This window comes from Nocardioides sp. NPDC054178 (assembly GCF_055585005.1).
In genome coordinates this window covers 483,047-506,965 of record NZ_JBVJKY010000001.1, presented here as the reverse complement: position 1 = coordinate 506,965, position 23,919 = coordinate 483,047, and the positions used below count along the sequence as shown (strand labels likewise).

Here is a 23,919-nt window from a genome sequence, read left to right as displayed (position 1 = left end):
AGACGGCCCGCGACCTGATCCAGGTCGCGGGCCGTCTCGTCGTTCGCCGGTGCTCAGAGCGTCCCGGTGCCGTTGTTGTTGGACGCCTTGCGCAACGGCGGGTGGGTCTGGAACTGGTCGGCCCCGGGCATCTCCCAGGTCTCGGCGGTGAACCCGTCCTTGCCGGAGATCAGGACCGACGCCTTGTTGAGGTACTCGTAGTCTCCGTCACCCGCACGCAACGGGTTCACCAGGTCGTCCCTGCCGTCACCGTTGACATCGGCGACACCGGGGATCTGAGACCCGCTGAGCGCGTCGTCGTTCTTGACCGGGTCGTCGATGTCCCACGACGGCTCGGCGACGAACTTCTTGCCCTCGGGGTCGTAGGAGTAGACGCGGATGGCCCACTTCTGGTCCACGATCTCCTGGGTGATCAGCTCGTCCTTCCCGTCACCGGTGACGTCGGCGATGTTCGACGATCCGGCGACCCGATCACCGTCGGGTCCGGGCACCTCGAGGTCGGTCTTGGTGAGCTTCGAGCCATTGCTCATCAGCAGGACCACCGCAGCCGGCGAGGTCTCCCTGGCCCCCATGACGACGTCGGCGCGCTTGTCGCCGTCGAAGTCCCCGACGTCGAAGTTGATGTCGAACGTCGGGCCCTTCCAGGGACCGGTGTACCACTCGGCGCTCTTGCCCCAGGTGTTGTCCGCCTTGCTCAGCATGACCGTCATCTGGAACTCGAGGTCCTCGAGCTTGGCCAGGTCGGCGTCCTCCTTGGGCAGCTTGGTCCCGTTGCCGACCGAGATCATCCCGATGTCGTCGCGGCCGTCGCCGTTGAAGTCGGCGCAGAACATGGCCAGCCGCTTGCCCGATGCCGGCACCTGGATCGCGCCGTCAGGCTGGTTCTTCGCGTTGGAGTCGACGTTGAACGAGGAGCCGATGCCGGAGACCTGAACCACGTCCACCCGCCCGTCGGCATCGAGGTCGCCGAGCAGGTTGCCGAACTTGAGGCCCTTGGTGGTGGCTGCCTCGAACCCCTTGCCGGTGGAGGCGAAGAGGGTCGCGGCGTTGCCGTCCCAGTTGTAGTTGACGTCACCGAACGGCGCACCGAGCACCAGGTCGCCCAGCCGGTCCCCGTCGATGTCTCCGCTCACCGCCGGTTTGGGCTTCGCGGGAGTGTTCTCCGTGGTCGCGAGGGTCACGCCCACCGCGGTGCCGCCCGCAACGAGGACCGCGAGTGCCGCCGCACCGGCGATCCACCACGTGGCCTTGGCGCGTTTGAGGGTGACCGTGGCTCCGGACGCGAACCCCATCTGGCGCCCGGCCATCGCGGCGAAGCGGTCCCGGACCCGGACCGCCTCGTTCGTACGCTGCGCGGGATCCTTCGCGAGCAGACCACGCTCACCGGAGAGCAGGTCGTTGGCCTGCAGGGTGAAGTCGTCGCGCCCGGGCAGGGTCGGGATCGGCTGCGATCCATGAGCCATCGCGGTCTCGACGTCGTTCGCCCCGGTGAACGGAACGGTCCCGGTGACGAGCTCGTAGAACAGGCAGCCCAGCGAGTAGAGGTCGCTCGCCGGGGTGGCCGGCGCCCCCATCGCGCGCTCGGGCGCCAGGTAGTTCCACGCGCCGGAGTGGATCCCGGGCCTGGCCGTCGCGGAGTCGTCGGCACGCGCCGCCGCGAAGTCGGCGAGGTAGACGTACGGCGGCGTGTTGCCGTCGCGCAGCAGGATGTTCGACGGTTTCACGTCGCCGTGCACGACGCCGACCTCGGGCGAATGGATCGCCGCCAGGCCATCGGCGATCTGGGCACAGATGTCGGCGGCCAGCGGGCCGGGAAGACGGCCACGGGCCTTCAGCAGCGAGCCGAGGTCGCCGCCGTCGGCGAACTGGGAGACCAGGTAGGGGGCGCCGTCGTTGGTCCGGCCGTTGGTGTAGACGCCCATGATGTGCGGCGAGTCCAGCTTGGCCATCAGCGTAGCCTGCTTGTCGAACCGGGACACGAACTCGGGGTCACGGGCGCCGCGCCCGAGGAGCACCTTGAGGGCGACCGCTCGGTTGAGCCGGGTGTCGGTGGCCCGGTAGACCACCGCCATGTCGTTGGACGCCACCTGCTGCTCGAGCCGGTAGGGCCCGATCATGCCGGGGGCGTCCGCCTGCGGCGCGGTCGCGGGGGCAGCTGTCTGCACGGGCGGCGGCGGGGGTGGCGGGGTCTGAGCCGGCTGCTGGATCGGCTGCTGGGTCGGCGGAGGAGGAGGCGGTGGCGGCGGCGTACTCGAGGGTCCGCCGGGCCGAGCGATCCGCGGCCTGATCGTGGTCTTGTCGGGATCGTCGACCGGGGGGCGCTCGAACGACGGCTGGGGACCGCGGGGCGTGGGGTCAGGGGTTCCGGTGGAATCGCTCATCCGAGCGTTCCTCCCATCAGGTTGTAGCGGCGGACATCGTCGGGCGACTTCTTCCACGTCGCCATCATGTGACCGGAGAACGTCCCGGTCTTCGAGGCCAGAGCGACGTAGAAGGCGTAGGGGCTCTCGCTGGTGTCCTGCGTGACCGCGACGATGTCGGTCCGTCCGTCACCGTTGACGTCGGCAACGGTCGCGGGATACCTGCTGGTGGTCTTGAGGGTGTTGCGGGGCTTGGGAAGCTTGCCGCGAGTGGCGATCGAGAACTGGGTGAGGTCCTCGCTGAACGTGCCGACGGTGATCGACTGGCCCTCGCCACGACCGGACTCCGTGGCGACGATCTCGTCCCGGCCGTCGCCGTTGACGTCACCGGCGAGGAACGAGCTGATCGACTGGTGCTTGAACGGGAACGTCTTCGCGGCGGCCACCGTCGCCCCCTCTCCCTGGTAGAGGTCCAGGTCAGAGCTTCCGGACGTGAGCGTCATGTCCTCCGGGCTCCCTTCGACCCGGTTCAGGACCACCAGATCGGCCTTCTCGTCACCGGTGAACTCACCCACCGAGATCTGCTCCACCGGTGTGGCCGGATAGGCCGCGAAGAGCGTCGGCTCGGCGAATCCCGACCCGGTTCCTCGGTAGACCCAGATCGTGCCGTCCCCGGTCCTCCTCCCCTGCCTGTCGAGAGCGGGGTCCGGGTTGCCGAAGTGGGTGGACATGAACAGATCGGCGACCCCGTCACCGTCGAAGTCGTCGGTGCCGAGGTCGTAGTAGAAGTTCGAGCCCGTCATCTTCTTGCCCTGCTCGACGACCCCGGCGGGGGCTTTGAGGGACCCCTCCAGATCGCCTTGGAACGTGAAGCCCTTCTCGCTCCGCACGAAGGTGAGGAAGGAGTTCTTGCCATCGCCGGTGAAGTCGGCGCAGAGCGGAAACACCTCGCCCCCGTCGTTGTCCGCCGGAAGCGCAGGGTCGTCGTACGTGACGGGCTTCGACGGGGTCAACGTGCGTCCGTCCGACTTCCAGGTGACGACGTCGACGCCCTTGCCGTCAGGGTTCTGGACGTTGGTGACCACGTCCCCGAACTTGTCGCCGTTCACATCCGCGTACGCAGCCCCCTTGACGGTCGGCACGATGGGCTCGGGCCCGTGCTCGACCCAGGGCTGGGTGATCGCCAGGGCACCGCCGACCCCGAGAGCGGCCACCCCGACCATCGCGGCGCCGACCCGGAGCGGGGTGATCTTCGACGGCCGCTGCGCCTCCTCGATCAGGATCGCTTCGCTCTCGGAAGGCGCCCGCACGGCCGCGACCAGGATCGGCAGCGGGTGGGGGTCGCTCATCGAAGGAGCCGGCACCAGCTGGGCGGGCGCGGTGATCTCGCGCAGCCTCAGCAGGTCGTCCTTGAAGACGGCGGCGCTCTGGTAGCGGCTCCGGCGGTCCTTCGCCATCGAGAGCTGCAGGATCCGGTTGGCCGCCTTGGTCCAGTCGTCGGAGCCGACGAACTGCGGGATCGGTGCGTTCTGGTGGGCCATCGCCACCTGCACGGCCGCACCCGAGTAGGGGATCTTGCCGGTCAGCGTGAACCACAGCATGCAGCCGGCCGCGTAGATGTCTCGTGACGGCTCCGGCGAGATCGGCCGGCCCTGCGCGTCGCGCTCGTCGCGGATGTACTCGGGCGCGAGGTAGTTCCACGTGCCCGTGATCCCGCCGGCCGGCGAGTCGGAGGACGAGGTCGCGATCCCGAAGTCGCACAGGAACGCGAACGGGTCGAGCGGGCTCGCCGGGTTGCGTACGAGCACGTTCGAGGGCTTGACGTCCTGGTGGATGATCCCCGCCTGGTGGGCGTCGTGGAGCGCCCCCGCCACCTGCGCGTTCACCAGACACGCCAGGTGCGGCGCCAACGGTCCGTTGCTGCGTACGAGTCCGGTCACATCACCGCCCTTGATGAACTGGGTGACGATGAACGGGCTGCCGTGCTGCTCGCCGATGTCGTAGATCGCGATGATGTGGGGCGACCTGATCTGCGCGAGGGTCTGCCCCTCGCGGATGAACATGTCGATGAACTGTCGGTCGGCGAGGTGGGCATGCACCATCTTCAGGGCGACCTGCCGTTCGAGCTTGGTGTCGAAGGCGTCGTAGACCACGCCCATTCCACCTTCGCCGAGAATGCGATCCAGGCGGTAGTGGCCGAACACTGCCCCGGGATGAAGCGTCGTCATGCCCGCACCCTATTCAAGGGTCGCGGAACCCAACCACTCCAATGTGCTAAAAGTCGCCTACTTCTTCGTCGGCGACCACTCGACGATGGTGGAGACGAGCGGCGCGACCTGTCCGGACCGGGGCCGAACGCTGTCGACCTTCTTGTCGCTCACCGTCACCGTCGGGTTCATCACGATCGGCACCACGATCGAGTCCCGGACCAGCGTCTTCTCGATCTGGACGCGTACGTCGCGGGCCTCGTAGGGGTCGGCGGTGCGGGCCAGCTCGCTGATGAGTCGGTCGCGCTCGCGGTCGCCGCCGCCGGTCGCGTTCTGGTTGCCCTTGCTCCCCCACTGCGCCGAGATCTCCTCCGGCGTCTGCGGGATCGGGATGCGGGCGAGGACAGCATCCGACCTGTTGCCGGAGAGCACCTTGTCGGCCGAGGACACGCCACAGTCGGCGGTGCTCCAGCCCTCGTCGTCGACGGCGTTCGCGATGGCGTCGTAGGCGCCCGAGGCGAAGGCGCTCGACTTGTCGTAGGCGATGCACACCCGGGCGCCACGCGGAGCCTTCGCGTCCTGGGAGGCTCCGAACTTCGTGGAGAACCCGGAGTCCTCGGTCGCGATCTGGTAGCCCTCGCCACCCGGCGGGAACAGCACCACGTCGGTGGCTTCGTACGCCTCGGCCCAATCGCCCGCGCCACCCTCGGCGATGTCGCCGCGGGGAACCGCCCGCAGATAGGCGGTGCGGGTGTCCTTGCGCTTGAACAAGCCGCGGTCGGTGCGGAGGATCAGCGCCCACATGGTGCCGTCGTGGGCATCGGCGACGCCGTAGTCGCGGCGCTCGAGGTCGCGCACCTGCTTCCGGTTGGCCTTGGTCGGGGTGACCTGGACGACGTCGACCTTCTCCCCCAGGCTGTCCAGCGCGTCGGCGCCGGCCGGGGTGAGGCGTACCTGCTCGTAGGTCGGCTTGGCCTCGCCCGCGTACTCCGGGTTGGCCTCCAGGTCGACCTCCTGGCCAGCCTCTCCGACCGAGATCTTCGAGATCGTGTAGGGCCCGCTGGAGAGCAGCGCGTCCTCGGACGCCTTGCCGTCCTCGGCGACCGCGAAGGTCGACTTCCAGGCCTCCGCGATCTTGGTCAGCTTCGCGGTGTCGGACTCCTCGATCGCGGTCTCGACGACCTCCTTGGCCTCGATCGGGTCCTCGATCTTCAGCGCCTTCTGCCCGACGACGTGCGCCGGCACGGCGACGTCCAGGGCCGTACGCCAGTCGACCACCGGCACCACCAGCGGGACCTCGATGGCGCGCGCGCCCTCGTCGACCTCGGGGATGTAGGCGCTCTTGGTCAGACCCGTCGGCACTCCGCCGAAGTCCACCGTGCCGTCGCTGTCTTCCTGGGCGGTGCCGAAGTAGCCCGAGGTCGCCGCCCAGGCGAGCATGAGGTCGGCGGTGTCGATCGGCACCCCGTCGGACCAGGTCGGCTCGGCCAAGTCGTAGCGCACCCTGGGCTGCTTGTCGCCCTCCATCGTGACCTTGCCGAAGGTCTCGTCCATCTCGACGTCGTCATCGACCAGGGTGCCGAAGGCCCCGCGGGTCAGCGAGGCGATGTCGAGGTTTCCGTCGGTCACGCTCGCCGCGCTCGCGGGGTTCGTGCTCGTCAGGGAACCCGTCCACGCGACGGCGACCTCGGCCCCCTCCTCCACGGATGCCGGAAGATCACCCGAACAGGCGGTGGCGACAAGCGCCAGACTGGCAACGGAAACGAGTCCCGCTCGACGACGTGCCCCAGGATGCACTTCAAGTCCCCTCTCCGAGACAACGGACGCCCAGATCCTAACGAGCCTCGACGGAGACCGGCCACCGACGTAGCCGGTCTCCGTCCACCAGGTTGTCGAGACCTCAGCCGGCGGGGATCTCCACCTGCTCCGTGAACTCGGCGATGGTCTTGTCCGAGCCGATCACCTTCGCGCCGTCGCGCTCGTACTCGACCAGGTACGCGTCGGCCTTCTCCTCCACCTGGAAGGCGATCCAGCCGGTGTGCTCGCCGCCGTCGCGCCGCTGCACGTCCTCGAGCGGCGTACGCTTCGCGGCGGTCAGCTCCTCGGTCATCAGGCGGGTGTCCGAGCTCTCGAAGTCGGCGCCGTTGTCCCAGGAGATCTCGAAGTTCCCCTCCGAGATCCGGCCGCCGAACTCCGTGCCGGGCTTGATCTTCACCTGCAGCAGCACGACCTCGCCACCCTCGGCGATGAGCTCGGCCTCCTCCGTCGACGGGAAGTCCCGGACGGCCGAGACGACCTCGATCGTGTCGCCCATGTCGGGGTCCTTGATCGTCTTCCCGATCTTGACCTCCTTCTCCTCGCCAGCCGGTGCTGCGGACGGAGACTCGGAGGCCGGCGCGCTGGACTCGACCTCGACCGCCGCGTCAGCGTCCGAGTCGGTCTCCTCGGAGCCGCACCCGGTCAACGCGAGCGCGAGGCCGAGGCTGAGGCCGACGGCGGCCGATCGATAGGTCCGGACGGTGGTGTTACGCATGAGGAATCCCCTTCAACAGTGAATGTTCCCGAGATCGAGAGGTACGGCGCCACCTTGGCAACCCGTGCCCCTGGTGATCGTCCTTTACTTCGGCGTGTCGCGGTGATCCCGACGACATCGTCTGGCCTTCGCCTATCGGCTGTTCTCGGCCACCCACTCCGGGTTGACCGCCAGAGCCGTCACCGACGCGTCCTTGGTCGGGAAGTCGACGTCCTCCACATCGATCTCCAAGGCGATGGAAGGTTTGCCGGTCGCCAGGTCCGTGCGTACGAGGCTCAGCGCTGTCAGCTCGGTCCAGACCCGATCGCGGCGGCGCTTGGTGAACCGCTTGTGCAGCTCGGTCTCGTTGGTCATCGTGTACGCAGCGTTGGAGGAGTAGGTGAGCACCTCCGCGTCGAGCCCGATGTATCCCTCCACCCAACCGATCTCGCGCGCCTGAACCGGTGCTTTCGCGCTCGTCGGGAGCGGGGCGCTCCACATCGTGTTCTCGACGACCCAGACGAGCTGGCCGTCCGCGATCGTCACCGCCGAGGGTGCACCGATCTGCGAGGAGGCGTCCTCCGGATAGACGATCTCGTGGTCAACAGCAGCCTTGTCCGGCGACGTCCCCTTCGTAGTGGTCCAGGTGCGGATGAAGTGCTGGTCGTCGTCGTTCTCCCACCCTTCGTAGACGATGCCATCGGCACAGGGCGACGTGCTGCCCGGGCTGGTGGGCTCCAAGGTGCTCAGGATGTCCGTGCCGTCATGCGGATAGGCCGAGGTCAACGCCGCAAGGTCCCACTGGTCCTCCGGGATCGACTCGCTGTCCTCCTCGAAGGCCTTGGTGCTGGTGCCCCTCCCGGGCGCGAACACACGCTCGTCGCACACCGCGGCCGTCGTCGTCTGGCCGTACGGAGACACCCGGGTGGTCGCCTTGCCACTGCCCCCGTCGATGTAGGTCACGAACGGATCCTCGGACGAATCCGCGGGGCTGAACCCGACCAACGTCCCCTGACCGACCTGCACGCGGTACCACTCGTGCATCGTCTCGAGAGACTTGTCGCCGCTCGTGCGCTTGTTGTCGGTGAGCCCCGACTCGTCGATCACGTAGTCGTGCGCCGTGTCGGAGGTCGTGATCCCGTGCTCCGTCCAGGAGATTCCGGCGCCTTCGACCTCCTCGAGCTCGATCGCCCGAGTTTTCCCCTCCGGCGAGACCAGCACGAGATAGCTGGAGTCCTCCCCGCCCTCCGTCACCCGAAACGCCGCAACCGCGTCTTCGATCCCGAAATCCTTCGGCGGCGGGCCAACACTGCAACCAGAGACCAAGGCAGCCGTAGCCACCGTCATCGCCGCGATTCCCCGAGCCACCGCTCACACTCCGTCATCAATAGATAGGTACGACGCGGACAGGCTAGCGATCGCCGGCCCCGACCTCTCGCCGCCGTCGCTCAACGCCGCAGAACAGGGTGTGGCTCCTCGACCTCGGGCAAGTGGAGCACAACATGAGCTTTGGTGCTGTCGCCGCGCTGCTGATCGGCATCGCGACGCTGATCCCCCGGCATGGCTGACGATTCATCTCGTACGCCGCAGGCGTCGCCTGGCCACCTGGACGCACGCAGGCAACGATCCTCCCCGTCTGGAAGAAGAGGCGTCAGTGGTCGCCACCAAGCACGTCGACGGAGACATCCAGTTCGGGCCCTTTCTTCTATCTTTCGAGGTCCCTCTTTCTCGCAAGCAACGTCGTCCATAAGAGGATCCCTGCGATGCCAGCCATCGCGAACCACACCTCCGCCAAGACGGCCACGGCCGCGACATCGCGCTCCGCTATACCTCGCAATCCCAGGACAGCACGCACAAGGGCCGCGCACGACAGGATCAACAACGACATTCGCCTGATCGCGGCATGGCGACCGACCACGACGGACGGCCGTTGGTCAGAAAGCTGCGCGATCAACCCAGCGGAGAGCAACATGTAGACAGCAAAGACAAAGCCATAGAACCCCACAGGTTCTTCGAAACCAGAGCTCACTGGAACAACGGTCACCAAGAAGGTCCGCGGCGACACCAGGTGAATGAGGCCGAATACGAGACACCAGGCCGACAGACTCAACCCGAGCAAACGCTGAAACTTCGGGAGATCTCGGGTCACAAACTCGCCCACATTTCACTGGTCCGGCCGCTGTCGACGTTATCGATCAGTCGCGGGATTCGCGACACGAGATTTACAATACGGGAGAAGTCCAGCGAAGTGTCGAGACACAGATATCAAGAGCAGTCTTCCACGTGACGAAGTTGCGGTCGTCCGCAGAAGTCTCGGGATCACGAACAATGGTCGCGCTCAACTGAAGCCCGCGCCGGCGGTTCGACCCAGGGATAGGCGTGACATATACGATCGTTGTCACATCGAGCGGGCCACCGTCGACCGTTTTGGTCGACTCCCGCTCAAAGCGAATGAACCTCTTGTCGCCGAACAACGGTTCGGCCCCATACTCACGAATTGCGTGCGTAACGTACTCATCGAGGCTCTCCCCCGAAGGGGACCTACGGATTGTCGCAACAATGGATCCTGGAAGGTAAGCACCCGATTCCGATTCCTTCGTCGCCGCGAAGTACGCTACGACGCTCTGCTGCTTCATGTTGGCGAACGCCTGATCCAGCTGCACACGTAAGGAGGCATGCAGGTCAGGACGATTCACCGACATCAGGCGCCTTTTCAGCGACGCATCCAACGACGCCTTGTCAGCATCATCTGGAACGTGGCGTTCCCAGCCGTCCGGCAATTTCAGTTCGAATTCTGGATCGCGCGTCACGCCGAGAGCCTCACGCAGCGAACCCGAGTCACTTCCAGGCACTTGGTATTCCTCTTCAGTTGGCCGAAACAAGCGGATGATGGTCGAATTCATCGAAGTCGTCGTAAGAAACGATCGAGCGTGATCGTAGCGTCTCCAATGCCTTGTGGCGTAGGTCGAGAAGCACCTGAATTTCACGCTCAGACAGTCTCGAAACATCAACCGCCGGAGGCTTCTGCTGAGAATATAGACGGAACTCAGCGACCATCACCCCAACGCTCAGGAGCAACGTGATCAGAGGCGCAACCAGAAAGATGGACCGATTGAATACGGCTGGATCACTGACAACAACAGCCACTAGTAGTGCCACCGTGGGGACCAGGACAATTACTGAGAATCCAAATAGAGAACGATCCCATTGGCGGTGCGATGATCGCACCCAAGGAACAAAACGATAAAGGAGCGAAACACAACCCAACCCACAGCCGGCATAGACGCAGACAACAAATCCGACGACCGAGGGATCGTTTGACATCTCGCCACTGTTGCTGGCCGCAATGAATACCACCGCCGCGAAGATAGGTCCGGCGAGACCAATCACAGCGACGAAGAACAACAGTTTGGCGATGAGGCGAACCAGCACGGGCCGACGTGCTCGCCGTTCGGCAGCTTCGAGTTCGATCTGCGCATAATCAAGGACTACACGGTTCAAATCATCGATACTGAACCCAGAGAAATTCGGGTGCGTCGTCGCCCACTCAGCGGGACTTGGTGCGGCAGACTTAGGCATTCGGCACAAACCCCCACTCGTCCGCCTGATTCCTGGTTACGCCAACAACAGGATTGGCAACGAAGACCTCTCCGTCTTCACGCGATACTTCCAATTCTGAAAGCATACGCGGAATCTCCAGCATCGTAGCCAGGTATGCATCTCGGACGCCTGATTCAACGATTAGCATGACGCTCCCGATCGCGTTTGTGAAAGCAAAGATCGAAGTCGAGACGTGCACTGGCCACCCGTGAACGACCTCATCGCGCGTGGCGTGACAGTGAATCCCCGGACCAAGGGACGAACCCGGGTACTCATCGACCTCGTACCCCAGACCGCGCCACTCCTCCAGGCCAAGCGCATCCGCATCAGCCACCGCAACGCGAACACGGCACGGTACAGGGACGGACATGGGCCAATGAACTAGCGCCAGGACCATACTGGGATCCGCTAGCAACTCGGCGGTGTCATTGAGAATCTCCGTGACCTCGCGGGCGGCCTCGTCCTTGTCCGTTCCGGTCCACAACTGTTCCAGTCGGCTGACCTCGTCGCTGAGCCAACCGTCAGGGGCCGCGGTCGGCGACTGGACGGCAGTCCAACGCTCTCCCGCGTAGACGCCCGAGACCTGCCATGACGTACTCATCTTCGCCTCCACGATATGCCGTGCCTCTCTTCGGCCCGACCTGCAGCCTAGTCTTACCCGAACGGGTTGTCGGTGAACGTGTCGCCCGCCCCGCTGACAGCTTCAACGGCGCTCTTGTAGGCACCACCCGTCTTGGCCAGCGCCCCCTGAACCTCCAAACCAGCGAGGGCGACCTTTCCGTAGGATCCGAGGCGCTCGAAGTCAGCAATGTCCATGCCGGTGTGAAGGCTGGTGATGACATCGCCAAACTTCTTGAACTCCCAAGCACTGTCAAGTCCGCCTGCGACCTTGAATCCAGCGGCAAACTTCTGGCCCACCTTGGCAGTGTCGTCCAGGGCACCCACGGCGTCGCCGATCTTTCCGAACTTCCCAAACGGAATCAGGTCCAGCGCCGCCCAAGCCACGTCGTCCCAGCCCCCACCATTTCCGAGGGCTTGCGCGAGTTTACCGATGAAGACGAGTGCCGAAACGATCAATGCGATTGCAGCAATCGGACCTGCCACGAACATGCCGACGACGAACAGCACGAATCCGATGAACTCAAGAACGGCGATGATGTCGTCAAGGACTTCCCAAAAGCCATCCTTGATCTTGCCCGACATCTCGTGACCGATCCCGCTAACGGCCTCATCGTAGGCGTCTTCCCACGAGTCGTAGTAGGCATCCCAGGTTCCCGAAGCGTCGTCCCATTCGCGCTGCGCCTCTTCGCGCGCCTGAGCGTCGGCCTCTTCTTGTTGGGCCTCAGGACTGCCCTCCTCCGGCTCAGTACCAGGAAGGCGGGCCGGCGCATCAGGCATAGATTCGAGCTTGGCCCAAGCGTCCTTGCATGCCTCGGTCTGCGACAGAATCAGGGGTTGCCAGTGCTGCAGGTCCTCGCCGTACTTCGCGATCAACGGACCCACCGGGGTGTATAGCTCGGCGGCCTCGTCGAGTTTGTCATAGGAGTCACCGATGACGTCTTGAAGTTTCTCGACCGCTTTGCCGTCCATCTCGCCGTTAGCGAGGTCGTGCTCCGCGATGTCCTTCAACGTGTCATGGCATTCTTTCATCATCTGGCCGAGGGTCTCCATCCAGTTCCCACGCGAGATGATTCCCGAGGGATTTCCCTCGACCGTCCTGATTTCCCTGCCCCGAGGGGATGGATCCATGGCTTATGCGCTCCTTCGCCGGATCTACATTTCACAAGGTCACCGTCTTTACTCGGTCGAGTCGGACGGCGATTCCTAACGGAGTTGAATAGACCTATTTCGTCTGAAACTGGAGAGCTGTTTCGCTGTCCCAGTTCTCGAATCCCTCAACGACACCCTTGACATGTTCATGAACGTCTTTAAGGCTGTCCTTGAGGTCGCTTCGCTTATCGTCCCAGCGCTCTTCGAAGTCCTGCGCCTTCTCGCGAAGCTCACTCTTGTCGAAGGGATTTCCGATATCCGCTTCAAGTGCCTCTGAATTGTCTGTCGCGTTCTCGAACTCGCCGACGATCGCCTCGAGCTGTGCTGAGATCCGCGCCAACGTTTCGATTTTGATTTTGACGTCCGCCACTGCCCGCTTCCCTTCGATATGCGGTCAAGCCCGAGCCAGATCTGACACACGGGGCGGGACGAACGAGTTGGTCGTCCCACCCACGAAAGATGTCGATCAGCCGCCGGCGAGCTGGGAGTCCAGGTCCTGGATCGCGGTCGCCATGTCACGCAGAGCCTGAGCCATGTCCTCGACACCAGCAATGGCGTCCTTCAGACCCGTGGTCATCTCCGAGTAGCCATCCTGGAACTTGCCCGACGCCTTCTCCGTCTTGAACCCGTCCTGAACAAGCTCATCGACGTAACCCTGGCACTCGTCCAGCGCCGACTCGATCGTGTCCTTGCCCTGGTCGAGCTTGTCGGCAGTGCCGGTCATCTCGTCGTATGTTGCCCCGAAGTCACTCATCGATCATTACCTTCCTGCGATTCCATTGCACGACACCCGTTGCGGGGCCGTTCGTCCCATAAGTCACGCGTCACACGGTCGTGAAGCGCAAGCCCGACAAGCCGATGCCGTCATCGCGGACGGGTCCGAGATCAGAGCGATCGACGTCGTCACGGTAGTCCTACCCGCTACGTCGAGTTCTAAACACCTTCGAAAGTAAAGTTCTGCTGGCCCCCGTTAGGAGGTCGAGGCAGTGCACCAGCGGGAGTCGACACACCGCTGCACCTGACCGACACCCGAGATGGATAGGTGATGGGCCCGCAGATGCCGACCCACCACCTTGACCAACGCTGTGACTCAGCCGCCGGCGAGCTGGGAGTCCAGGTCCTGGATCGCGGTCGCCATGTCACGCAGAGCCTGCGCCATGTCCTCGACACCAGCAATGGCGTCCTTCAGACCGGTCGTCATCTCCGAGTAGCCGTCCTGGAACTTGCCCGACGCCTTCTCCGTCTTGAACCCGTCCTGAACCAGCTCGTCGACGTAACCCTGGCACTCATCAAGTGCAGACTCGATGGTGTCCTTGCCCTGGTCGAGCTTGTCGGCAGTGCCGGTCATCTCGTCGTATGTTGCCCCGAAGTCACTCATCGATCATTGCCTTTCCCGCGATTTATTTGCACGGTGCCCCAATGGGCAGCCGCTGGTCACCGTAGGTCACGCCTCACAAGCTTGTGAAGCGCAATAACGGATTCGTTGTCATCTTCATACAGAGTTCTCGTTCACGCCCGCCAGCGGCATCCGCTGGGTCGCCGATGAGACCGTCACGACACAACCGAAATATCCCGCAAGGCGCACCAGAGCACGGGATACGGGCGACCAGAACCAGCCGATCACCTTACCGGCGCCAACCGCACATCGGTCGCGCGACAGGCCAAGGTGTGTCGCAGCCCGAGTCACGGAATTGAGTGACCTCAGAACTCGGGGAGCTCGTCCGGGTCATCCCACGAGCCCTCGGAGCCGTCGTCACGAACGAAGTGGGAAGTCACTGCGGTTGCCGGAGCGGTGACGGTTCCGTCCAACGCACCTTGGATGCCCGTGAGGTACTTCTCGGCGATCTTTCCGTTGAAGACACCATCGAGCAGGGCGGTCGGCCCGCCCGGAATGTTCTGGACCAGGACGTTGACCGACGACCCCGACCCGTTCTGGTGGACTCGAAGCATGATGACCTTCGGCCACGACAGGGCCTTGGTCTTCTGCCTGATGATCAGGGCCTGGCCCTCATTGTGCACGGCCCTGATCTCGTACTTCTTCTCGTGCTGTGCAACGCCGAGAGCAGCCTGGAAGGCCGCCTCCGGGGTGACATCGAGGTCAGCACTTCTCGCTCGTTCCGAACCCACGTGAACCCTTTGCTACCTAGATGGATGAAAGCCGTGAATCTACACGCGCCCCTGAGCATCGAACTTGTGCCACGTTCCGACGCGCATTCGCTGCATCCGATGACGCTGATCCGGGGTCAGCTCTACGATCCCGCGCTGGCTGAGCACGTCGAGGACCTCCTCGCGCGCGGCGCTGTAGCGCCGCTGCGCACGATCGCTCTTCGGCACGCCCGCACGATGCTCCGACTTCGACACGAACTGGAGGATCGTCAGGGCGAGACCGAGCAGGCCGGCGACCAACGCCGACCACTCGAGCCAGTCCCCGGGAAGATCGCCGTCGTAGGACTTCCCGACGACGAAGGTGACCACGACCGACACGGTCGCCACAAGACCCGAGACGATCGCTATCACCGACCGGGAACGCGTCTGCCACCACATGCTGAGCCAGGCCGCCGAGACGACGATCGAGATGACGAACAGGAAGGTCGCGATCAGCGTCAGATCACCCTGGGCGGAAGCGTCCTCCGTCGTGGTTGCCCATGCGACCAAGCCGGCCGCGAGCACCGGCGCCAGCAGGAACGCACCGAGCACCGTCAACATCGGAACCATGAGCACGCCGAGGAGCCAGTTCGGCGCACCCTCGTCTCCGCTCGGGGTGAGCCGCTCCGAGATGATCTGCTTCTCGAGGTCACCCCACTTGACCGGGGTGGCGACGTCGGCAGACCGTGCCCACTCCTGCGCCGACGGGCCCTTGTCAAAGGACAGCAAGTTCAGGCCTTCCACAATCGATAGGAATCAGTCCCCACGTCACGCGCTGCCGCGCTTCCACCGCAGCGTAGCGACGGATGCGTCAAGGAGCGCGCGGGTCGCGACCAGCGCGGGCGCGTCAGGTCCTACGTCCGGCGTACGCGCGAAGGCTGCGACCAGCTGCAGGGCCCTACGCCGTTGGGTGCCGGGGACCGGGGTGAAGTAGATCAGGGAGTGGTTGATGATCGGCTCGCCATCGAGGTCGATCGTCCGCTCCCGCTCGAACCGCAGGGTGCGCGGGTCGCCGAACAACGGCTTCGCGCCGTACTTCTGGATGGCGTTGTGGGCCATCTTGTCCAAGGACTGACCGGGCTCGCCCGTGCGGATCGAAGCGTTGATCGAGGCCGGCAGGACGACGGCGCCGTCCGGCTGCTCGCCTGCCGGCGCGAAGAATGCGAAGACGTCGTTCTTCCGCATCCCGTCGAAGGCCTTGTCGAACATGGCCTTCGCCTCGGCGAACAGGTCGGGGCGGTGACCCTCCATGAACCGCTTCTTCATCCCGCTGAGGAGCTCGTCGTGGCCACCATCGATGTCGAAACGAGCCCACCCCCGCGGGAGGTCGATCTCGAAGTCCACGGTCTTACGCACGCCAAGTTGCTCACGTAGGTTCACAGCGTCGCCCCATCTGTCGCGATCGGCCAAGCCTCGTCCACCGGCACTCCGCGCAGAGGAACCGACTCGAACACCTTCCCGTCCTCGCGGACCATCCGAAGTATGTCCTTGAGCGCCACCAGTCCGCGAACGACCGAGGTCGTCAGCTGCGGAATGCACTCGTCCACGCCGAGCAGCAGGAGCGCCTCACCATCGCTGAACGCGAAGTTCACCGACTCGATGATGACCGAGCCACCCTCGAAGTTCAGCTCCTTGCGCGACGACAGCTGAGCGCCAGGTCCGATGTGATCGGCGTCGGCCGCGTGCACGACGCCATCCCATAGCGACATGTCCAGGACCGACTCCGTCTCCATCACATGCAGGTGGCACATCACCGCAGCCGCCGACATCACCGGCCACACCTGGAACAGGGCGTACGCATCAGAGGTCGCACGCTCGTCGAGGGCCATCTGGAGCAGCCCGCGGATGTCCTCGATCGTCGTCGCCTCACCATCCCAGCGCGGCGTACCGACCAGCTCATCGAGCATGCTCGACGTCTCGTCGACCCACCGTTCGCTCTCGGTCGGTGTCAACCCTTCAGGAACAGGGAGCCAACCTGGAACGTCCAGGTCGTCAACCAGCTCTACTGCCCACTTCGCCACTCTGCACCTCAGACGTTTGTTGCGCTTGAACCGAACCTAGAAACCAAGCCAGGCAGGCATGCCCGGGACCTTGATCTCAGGGATGTCGATCGGGATGGGGTCGAAGTGATCCGTCCCCTGCGTGAGCTTTCCGGCATTGCCGAGGGTGCCGAGCGTCGCTCCGAAGCGGGCTACCCCGAACTCGACCTTCGTCAGGCCCCGGAACGCGCCCAGACCACCCTTGAGGGCGTCGAGGTTGCCCATGTACATCTTCAGGTTGTCGGTCCGGAATGCCTTGAAGGGCTTACCGATCACGCCCTCGAGAACCTCGGCGCCGCTCTTCACCTTGAAGGCGTCCTTGAGTCGCGCTGCCTTCGTCAGGTCGCCGATCGGACCCTTGCTCATGGCCTTCCAGGTCCTGGACAGAGCGGTCACCTTGCCGCCCTTCGCCATATTGGCCAGGTGGCCGAGCTTGGACAGGTTCGACAGCTTGCCGATCGGAATGATGGCCAGGGCATCCAGGCCCAGTTGCCCCAGACTCTGCTGCCCGCAGGCGAACTTGATGGCAGAGACAGCAAAGGCAGCGAGCGCGAGGATGGCTGCCAGCGCACCGAAACCGGTGCAGAAGATCGCGACCACAGCGATGATCAGAGCGGCCCACGTCAGGACTTCGTAGACCGCGTCGATGAAGTCTCCGTAGTTGTCCCAGAAGCCGTCCTCGATGGATCCGGACAGGCCGTCGGAGATCCCGCTGACGGCTGCGTCGAAGCCGTCCTCCCATACGTCGTACCAGGTGTCGAAGACCTCGGCTTCGGTCTCCCAGTTCTCGTACGCTTCCTTCTTGGCCTTGTTGTCGGCGGCCTCTTCCTTGTCGGTGTCGCCGATGCCGAGGAAGCCGCCGTCGTCCTCGGTCGTGCTGTCGTCCTTGTCACCGGGCAGGGCGTCGTAGATGTCCCAGAGGTCGCTGCACGAGGACGCGGTGCGGTCGATCAGCGGCTTGTAGGTCTCCAGCATCTCGCCGTAGGCGACGAGCACCGGACCAACAGGCTTGTAGAGGTCGGCCGCTTCTTCGAGGACCTTGTAGGAGTCACCGATGGTCTCCTGAAGCTTCTCGATGGCCTTACCCTGCTGCTCGCCGCCGGCGAAGGTGTTCTCCTTGATGTCGCGCAGCGTGTCAGCCGAGGCGTCCATCATCTTGCCGAGCCGCTCGATAGCGGACCCTCGCGCGATGATCCCCGAGGGCGAACCCTCGACCGACTTGATCTCGCGCCCCTTCGGGGAGTCCTGCATGCCACCGAACATGTGGGGGTTGTCCTTTCCGTCAGGAGCGTTTAAAGGCTTGGGGTTCTACTTCTTCTTGGGCTCGAACTGGAGGGCGGTCTCGCTGTCCCACTGCTCGATCCCGTCGATAACGCCCTTGATGTGCTCACTGACCTTCTTCAAGCTGTCTTTGAGGTCGTTGCGCTTGTCGTCCCAGCGCTCCTCGAAGTCACAGGCCTTGTCGCGCAGGTCGCTCATGTCGAACGGATCGCCGATGTCAGATTCGAGGTCCTCGGAGCTGTCAGTAGCGTTCTCGAACTCGTCGACAATCGAGTCCAATGACGTCTTGACCTTCTCGAGCTCAGAGATCTTGATCAAGATATCCGCCATGGCTGTGCACCCTTCACGTGGTTACTGAGCACGCCGTCGAGTGTTGTCCTCGCAGCGCGTGATCAAGAGAAAGAAATGGAGAGATGGTGGGCTAGCAGGCGCTAGCCCACCATCTGGGCGACTTTATGGATCAGCCGCCGGCGAGCTGAGAGTCCAGGTCCTGGATCGCCGTGGCCATGTCACGCAGAGCCTGCGCCATGTCCTCGACACCAGCAATGGCGTCCTTCAGACCCGTGGTCATCTCCGAGTAGCCGTCCTGGAACTTGCCCGACGCCTTCTCCGTCTTGAACCCGTCCTGAACCAGCTCATCGACGTAACCCTGGCACTCATCAAGTGCAGACTCGATGGTGTCCTTGCCCTGGTCGAGCTTGTCGGCAGTGCCGGTCATCTCGTCGTATGTTGCCCCGAAGTCACTCATCGATCATTGCCTTTCCCGCAATCTTCATGACACGACACCCATTGCGGCGCCGTTCGTCACCATCACTCACGCATCACCTGGTCGTGAAGCGTGAACCCAACGAGCCGACACCGTTTCCCGGGTGTGGTCCGAGATCCGGGCAATCAACGTCGTCGCGGTAGTCCTACCCGCTCCGTCGAGTTCTAAACATCTCCGAAAGTAAAGTTTGAAGCAATCTCGGTGAGGCGGTCGCAGGTGCGCGCCGGCGGGCGCCGACACCGCGGCAATCGACCGAGACGGGTCATGGTGGGCCGTAATTTGCCCACCATCTTGACCAGCCCTGCGGCTCAGCCGCCGGCGAGCTGCGAGTCCAGGTCCTGGATCGCCGTGGCCATGTCACGCAGAGCCTGAGCCATGTCCTCGACACCGGCGATGGCGTCCTTGAGGCCGGTGGTCATCTCGGTGTAGCCGTCCTGGAACTTGCCCGACGCCTTCTCCGTCTTGAAGCCGTCCTGGACCAGCTCGTCGACGTAGCCCTGGCACTCGTCCAGCGCCGACTCGATCGTGTCCTTGCCCTGGTCGAGCTTGTCGGCAGTGCCGGTCATCTCGTCGTAGGTTGCCCCGAAATCAGTCATCGATCCTAGCCCTCTCCCGCGATTTCATTACCTGACGTAAGTAAACGCCGCTGGCCACCGTAGGGCACCCGTCACGAGGTTGTGAAGGGTAAAAAGAGATTCGTTGTCAGATTCATCCTGAGTTCTCGGAGTCGCTCGCCAGAGGCATCTGCATGGTCACCATGCGCCCGGCCTGGACGAAGATTCCGCGGCCCGCGGGGAAGTCGGTGCGCTTGAGCTTGCCGAACGGAACCTTGAACAGCGTGTCGCCGTCGTAGGTGTCCGGCTTGAGCACGATGCCCTGGCGAGCGGCCTTCCACTCACCCATGACACCCGAGCCGCCGCCGGCCCGAGTGACGTCGGCGTCGCCGACGAAGAGGTGGTCGGAGTTGTTGATCGCCTGCAGCAGGGCCCGCATCGGGCGGTCGGCGGGGCCGTCGGCCAGGTGGGTCATGTCCTCGGCGACGATCATGATGCGGCCGGGGAAGGACTCGTCGGCGACGATCTCGGCGAGCTCGGTGACGAGCACCTTCTCGTCGTCGGGGCGGGTGGCGCTGCGTACCCACGGCCGGAAGTCGCCGAGCAGGGCACGACGGCTACCGAGGTGGAACAGCTTGACCTCGGGGTCGAAGCGCTCGACGGACTCGACCAGCGCCTTGAGGGCGTTGGTCTTGCCCGACTGCGGCGGGCCGGTGATGATGAACGACCCGATCGGGTCGAAGCCGCGCGCCGAGAGGGTGTCGTCGGAGATACCGAAGACGGGCTGGCCGTTCGCCTGAGCCGGAAGGTCCCTGCTGGAGATCTTCGTCGGCAGGGCACCGATCTCGCCGACCTCCGGGACACCGAGAGCCCGCAGCTGGGAGACGAGCTCGTCGAGAGCCTTGGTCTGCTCGGCGACGTTGGTCGTGCCACCCAGCACAGCCAGCTGCACCTCGGCCTTGTCGACGACGGCACGGCCGGGCACCGACTGCTCGTTGAGTACGTCCTTGGGTGCTCCGACCAGCACGTACTGGCTCGGGTCGGAGAGCCGCATGACGACACGGCGCGGGATGTTCGCGAAGACCGCCGTCGGGACGGACCCCGACCGGTCGGCGGTGATGACCGCGTGGATGCCGAGCGGGCGGCCCTCACCGAGGACCCGCATGAAGGACTGGTAGAACGGCGCGCGGCCGGCGGCGATCTCCCACTCCTTCTTGAACTCGGGGTAGTTGTCGATCAGGAGCAGGATGCGCGGCATCGACTGGTCGGCGATCTCGCGGTATTCGCTGAGGTTCGCGGCCGCGGCCTTGGAGAACAGCTCCGAGCGGCGGTCCATCTCCCGCTCGAGCGTGCGCATCAGCCGCTGCAGCCGCTCGGCGTCGTCGCCGTCGATGATCGAGCCGACGTGCGGGAGACGCTCGATCGCGCCCAGCGCACCGGAGGCGAAGTCCAGGCCGTAGACCTGGACCCGGCCGAGCTCCGGCCGGGCACCGGCGGCGGTCGCGATCGTCTTGAGCAGCGTCGACTTACCCGAACCCGACGAGCCGAAGATGAGCAGGGAGCCGTCGCGGTCGGGGACGAAGTAGGTCGCGTTCTGCTGCTGCCGCTCGGGGATGTCGGCGAGACCCAGCAGGATCTGGCTGTCGCCCTCCAGCGGGAGGTCGCGCATGTCGACGACCGAGGCGAGATCGTCGAGCCACGGGCGCCGCGGGGTCATCAGCCCGGCGGTGGCCGAAGCCTTGATCAGGGTGGCCACGATCCGCTTCTGGTCGTTGGGGCCGAGGTCCTCGTCGTGCGAGTCGCTCTCCGGCGGACGCTCCGGCTCCCACTCGGTGATCGAACCGAACTTGAGCTCGGCCACCTTCACATCGGCGGTGACGACCTCGTCGTCGCGCGTCCAACCACCGGCGTACGCCGACTGGAACGGGGTCAGGCGACCCGGGCCGGTCTTCGCGATGCCGCGGCCCGGCAGGGACGGCGGGAAGGTGCCGGCGATCGGGTCGTCGACGACGTCCTTGGAGTCGGTCTCGTCGGCCATGCGCAGCGCGACGCGGAGGTTGGTGTTGGCCCGCAGGTTGTCCTTGATGACACCGGCCGGACGCTGGGTCGCCATGATCAGGTGGATGCCGAGCGAACGGCCTCGCTGAGCGATGTCGACAACTCCGTCGACGAACTCCGGGACCTCACCGGCCAGCGCGGCGAACTCGTCGATGACCAGCACCAGCGCCGGCGGGCACTCCGGGTCCTGGCGCTTCTCCAGCTCGAGGAGGTCCTTGGCCTTCTTCCGGTTGAACAGGTGCTCGCGGTAGTGCAGCTCGGCCTTGAGGCTGGTCAGCGCGCGGCGTACGAGGTGTGGGCTCAGGTCGGTCACCAGACCGACGCAGTGCGGGAGCTCGATGCAGTCCGCGAAGGCCGAGCCGCCCTTGTAGTCGACGAAGAGGAAGGTCACCCGGTCGGGCGAGTGCGCCGAGGCGATGCCGAGCACCCACGCCTGCAGGAACTCGGACTTACCGGCACCGGTGGTCCCGCCGACGAGGGCGTGCGGGCCCTGCGTACGCAGGTCGAGGGTCATCGCGTCCGAGGCGCCCTGGCCGATGATGGCGCGCAGGTTTCCGGCCTTCTTCAACCGCGGGCGCGGCCGGTCGGAGCGGTCGATGATCGAGTTGTTCTGCCGCCAGCGCTCCACCACGGAGTGCGGGTCCTCGGCGACCTCGTTGCCGACGAGCGACAGGAAGCCGACCGAGTTGGGCAGGTCGGAGGAGTCGTGGACGACGGTGCTCGCGTCCACCACCGGCGCGAGCCGCTTGGCGAACATGTCCATGTAGGCGTTGGAGACGCCCTCGACGGTCACGCCCTCGTAGAGGTCGCCGTTGCGGACCAGCCCGACCGTGGCGCGCTCGAGGCCGTTGCTGACGTCCAGGAAGCTGCGGCACACGGCCGGCAGCGCCTCGACGGTCGAGGAGAGGAAGACCGCGTGTACGCCGACGTCGGCGCCGCGCTCGAGGACCTGGACCAGCCGGGCCCGGTCGACCGGAGCGTCGTTGGTGACGAAGACGATGATGGAGACCTGCACCCGCGCGTTGGTCTCCTCGCCGGCCCGAGCGACGTCGGTGCCGTACTGCATCGGGTTCCACTTCTCGGCGAACGGGCCGCGGTGCTCCGCGGTCCGGCCGGCGCGCATGATGTATTCCTCCAGCGCGCTGAGCAGGGCGTTGGCGGTCGGCGCGGAGTCGGCCAGCGGCATGTCCTTGAACCGGTTGGTCTCCGAGGTGGTGTGCGGCAGCCACTTGAGCCACTCGAACTCCTCGACCCAGTCGGGGTCGGCGAAGGCGACGGTCACGACCTCGTTGGGCGCGTGCAGGCCGAAGAGCTGCACCGCGAGCCCGCGCATCGCGTCGGCCGCCGGGCCGGCCGGGCCGGCGACACCGACGGAGCCCACCGCGGGCAGCGACTCCAGCAGCGGTACGTCATCGACGTACTTGTAGCGCTCCTTCAGACGGTCGATCCGCTCGATGAACTCGGGCAGGCCGTTCTGGGTGTCGCGCTCCGCGATCGAGTTGCGCGACAGCGCGCGGGTGGTGCCGAGACGTACGGCCAGGAAGTTCCAGTGCTCGGGACGCCTGGTCCACAGCCGCGGACCGAGCTGCATCGCCTGCTCGAAGACCTCCGCGACCGCAGGAACCTCCTCGTTGCGCGCCAGCTCCTCCTCGGGCTTGCTGCGGTAGAAGACCTCTTCCAGCTTCTCGAACTGCCGCTCGAAGAGCTCGATCTCGTGGTCCTGCTTCGCGCCAGCCTGGCGGTGCTGGTTGATGTAGTTGCCGACCGCCATCATCGGGGTCATCACAACCAGCAGCAGCGCCCGGGCGCGACCGGTCATCGCGTAGATCGAGAGCGCCATGATGATCGGCGCGATCAGCACGAACCACGGGAACAGCTTCTTCTGCATCTCGGTCGGCATCCACGGCGGCGGGTGCTCGGTGCCGGGGTAGCGGACGTCGACCCGCGGGCTGCGGTTGAAGAGCAGACCACCACCGCGCTCGAGGACCGGGTCCTCGACGGCGGAGAGGAAGTCGGCCGAGAGCTGCATGACCAGCGTGGTGCTGCCGATGACGACGGGCGTGTCCGGCGCCAGACGTACGCGGGAGACCTGGGTGCCGTCGACGACGACGCCGTTGGCCGAGTTGAGGTCGACCAGCTCGACCGAGCGGTCCACCTCGATGCGGGCGTGACGCTTGGAGACCATCGGGTCGGCGAGCACGATCTCGTTCTCGGGGCCGCGACCGATCGAGGCATGGCCCGTGACCAGCGGGAACGCCTGGCCGCGCACCGGCCCGTCGATCGCCCGCAGCACGCCGACACTCTTGCGCCGCGAGCCGGTCGCCTCACTGTCCGGTCCCAAGTTGACCACCGCAGCGGCGAACCCGGACCCGATCGGAGCCTCACCGATGGGGATGTCGTGCTGGAGCGGCTCCATCCGCTCCGCGGTCGGCGGGGCGACCGCCAGGGTCAAGACGTCGTGCTCGCCCGCGATGATCGAGCGCGCCGGGTCCGCGTCGGCGATGTGCCGAGCGACGTCACCGGCGGTGGCCGTGGAGTCGGCCGTGACGATCACATCCGCAGGCGCGACACCGGGCCGGTGCAGAGTGAGCTTGACCTTCATCCTTCGTTCCCCTCGTCAACGTGCC

The 23,919-nt window shown here is 65.1% G+C and carries 21 protein-coding genes; all 21 read right to left on the bottom strand.

Annotation, left to right across the window (positions count from 1 at the left end; genetic code table 11):
* Positions 1-53 precede the first annotated feature (53 nt).
* The gene (locus tag ACZ6WN_RS02435) at positions 54-2,381 is read right to left on the bottom strand and encodes a protein kinase domain-containing protein (RefSeq protein WP_465862472.1); all 2,328 of its coding nucleotides are present in this window, start codon (positions 2,379-2,381) and stop codon (positions 54-56) included.
* Positions 2,378-4,588: a protein kinase domain-containing protein gene (locus ACZ6WN_RS02430; RefSeq protein ID WP_465862470.1), complete on the bottom strand. Its 2,211-nt coding sequence runs from the start codon at positions 4,586-4,588 to the stop codon at positions 2,378-2,380. Before ACZ6WN_RS02430 ends, ACZ6WN_RS02435 begins: the two co-directional genes overlap by 4 nt.
* 57 nt (positions 4,589-4,645) lie before the next feature.
* A complete protein-coding gene (locus tag ACZ6WN_RS02425; RefSeq protein ID WP_465862469.1) occupies positions 4,646-6,196 on the bottom strand; it encodes an ABC transporter substrate-binding protein in 1,551 nt (516 codons plus the stop codon).
* Between the two features lie 271 nt (positions 6,197-6,467).
* A complete protein-coding gene (locus ACZ6WN_RS02420) occupies positions 6,468-7,100 on the bottom strand; it encodes a transcriptional regulator (RefSeq protein WP_465862467.1) in 633 nt (210 codons plus the stop codon).
* A gap of 132 nt (positions 7,101-7,232) precedes the next feature.
* Complete coding sequence (locus tag ACZ6WN_RS02415) at positions 7,233-8,333, bottom strand: hypothetical protein (RefSeq protein WP_465862466.1); 1,101 nt, start codon at positions 8,331-8,333, stop codon at positions 7,233-7,235.
* Positions 8,334-9,301: 968 nt separating this feature from the next.
* Positions 9,302-9,982 carry a protein TPRXL gene (locus tag ACZ6WN_RS02410; RefSeq protein ID WP_465862465.1) on the bottom strand — a complete coding sequence of 227 codons (681 nt, stop codon included), beginning with the start codon at positions 9,980-9,982 and terminating at the stop codon, positions 9,302-9,304.
* Positions 9,945-10,658, bottom strand: a complete 714-nt coding sequence (locus tag ACZ6WN_RS02405) for a hypothetical protein (protein ID WP_465862464.1) — start codon at positions 10,656-10,658, stop codon at positions 9,945-9,947. Before ACZ6WN_RS02405 ends, ACZ6WN_RS02410 begins: the two co-directional genes overlap by 38 nt.
* Positions 10,651-11,280, bottom strand: a complete 630-nt coding sequence (locus ACZ6WN_RS02400; protein ID WP_465862462.1) for a hypothetical protein — start codon at positions 11,278-11,280, stop codon at positions 10,651-10,653. Before ACZ6WN_RS02400 ends, ACZ6WN_RS02405 begins: the two co-directional genes overlap by 8 nt.
* Before the next feature lie 53 nt (positions 11,281-11,333).
* Complete coding sequence (locus ACZ6WN_RS02395) at positions 11,334-12,428, bottom strand: hypothetical protein (protein ID WP_465862460.1); 1,095 nt, start codon at positions 12,426-12,428, stop codon at positions 11,334-11,336.
* A gap of 94 nt (positions 12,429-12,522) precedes the next feature.
* Positions 12,523-12,819 (bottom strand): flagellar protein FlgN, encoded by a 297-nt coding sequence (locus tag ACZ6WN_RS02390; RefSeq protein ID WP_160025811.1) that lies wholly within the window; start codon positions 12,817-12,819, stop codon positions 12,523-12,525.
* A 96-nt stretch (positions 12,820-12,915) separates the two neighbouring features.
* A complete protein-coding gene (locus tag ACZ6WN_RS02385) occupies positions 12,916-13,203 on the bottom strand; it encodes a WXG100 family type VII secretion target (protein ID WP_141791345.1) in 288 nt (95 codons plus the stop codon).
* A gap of 336 nt (positions 13,204-13,539) precedes the next feature.
* On the bottom strand, positions 13,540-13,827 hold the full coding sequence (locus ACZ6WN_RS02380; protein ID WP_141791345.1) for a WXG100 family type VII secretion target: 288 nt from the start codon (positions 13,825-13,827) through the stop codon (positions 13,540-13,542).
* Positions 13,828-14,150: 323 nt separating this feature from the next.
* Complete coding sequence (locus ACZ6WN_RS02375; protein WP_465862459.1) at positions 14,151-14,576, bottom strand: hypothetical protein; 426 nt, start codon at positions 14,574-14,576, stop codon at positions 14,151-14,153.
* Between the two features lie 39 nt (positions 14,577-14,615).
* Complete coding sequence (locus tag ACZ6WN_RS02370; protein WP_465862457.1) at positions 14,616-15,323, bottom strand: hypothetical protein; 708 nt, start codon at positions 15,321-15,323, stop codon at positions 14,616-14,618.
* A 39-nt stretch (positions 15,324-15,362) separates the two neighbouring features.
* On the bottom strand, positions 15,363-15,950 hold the full coding sequence (locus ACZ6WN_RS02365) for a protein TPRXL (RefSeq protein WP_465862456.1): 588 nt from the start codon (positions 15,948-15,950) through the stop codon (positions 15,363-15,365).
* A gap of 20 nt (positions 15,951-15,970) precedes the next feature.
* Complete coding sequence (locus tag ACZ6WN_RS02360; RefSeq protein WP_465862455.1) at positions 15,971-16,501, bottom strand: hypothetical protein; 531 nt, start codon at positions 16,499-16,501, stop codon at positions 15,971-15,973.
* Between the two features lie 150 nt (positions 16,502-16,651).
* The gene (locus ACZ6WN_RS02355; protein ID WP_465862454.1) at positions 16,652-17,884 is read right to left on the bottom strand and encodes a hypothetical protein; all 1,233 of its coding nucleotides are present in this window, start codon (positions 17,882-17,884) and stop codon (positions 16,652-16,654) included.
* Between the two features lie 57 nt (positions 17,885-17,941).
* Positions 17,942-18,244, bottom strand: a complete 303-nt coding sequence (locus tag ACZ6WN_RS02350; protein WP_091043302.1) for a flagellar protein FlgN — start codon at positions 18,242-18,244, stop codon at positions 17,942-17,944.
* Positions 18,245-18,374: 130 nt separating this feature from the next.
* A complete protein-coding gene (locus ACZ6WN_RS02345; RefSeq protein ID WP_141791345.1) occupies positions 18,375-18,662 on the bottom strand; it encodes a WXG100 family type VII secretion target in 288 nt (95 codons plus the stop codon).
* A gap of 326 nt (positions 18,663-18,988) precedes the next feature.
* Positions 18,989-19,276 carry a WXG100 family type VII secretion target gene (locus tag ACZ6WN_RS02340; RefSeq protein ID WP_008356184.1) on the bottom strand — a complete coding sequence of 96 codons (288 nt, stop codon included), beginning with the start codon at positions 19,274-19,276 and terminating at the stop codon, positions 18,989-18,991.
* A gap of 112 nt (positions 19,277-19,388) precedes the next feature.
* The gene (locus ACZ6WN_RS02335; protein WP_465862452.1) at positions 19,389-23,894 is read right to left on the bottom strand and encodes an FtsK/SpoIIIE domain-containing protein; all 4,506 of its coding nucleotides are present in this window, start codon (positions 23,892-23,894) and stop codon (positions 19,389-19,391) included.
* Positions 23,895-23,919: the final 25 nt, after the last annotated feature.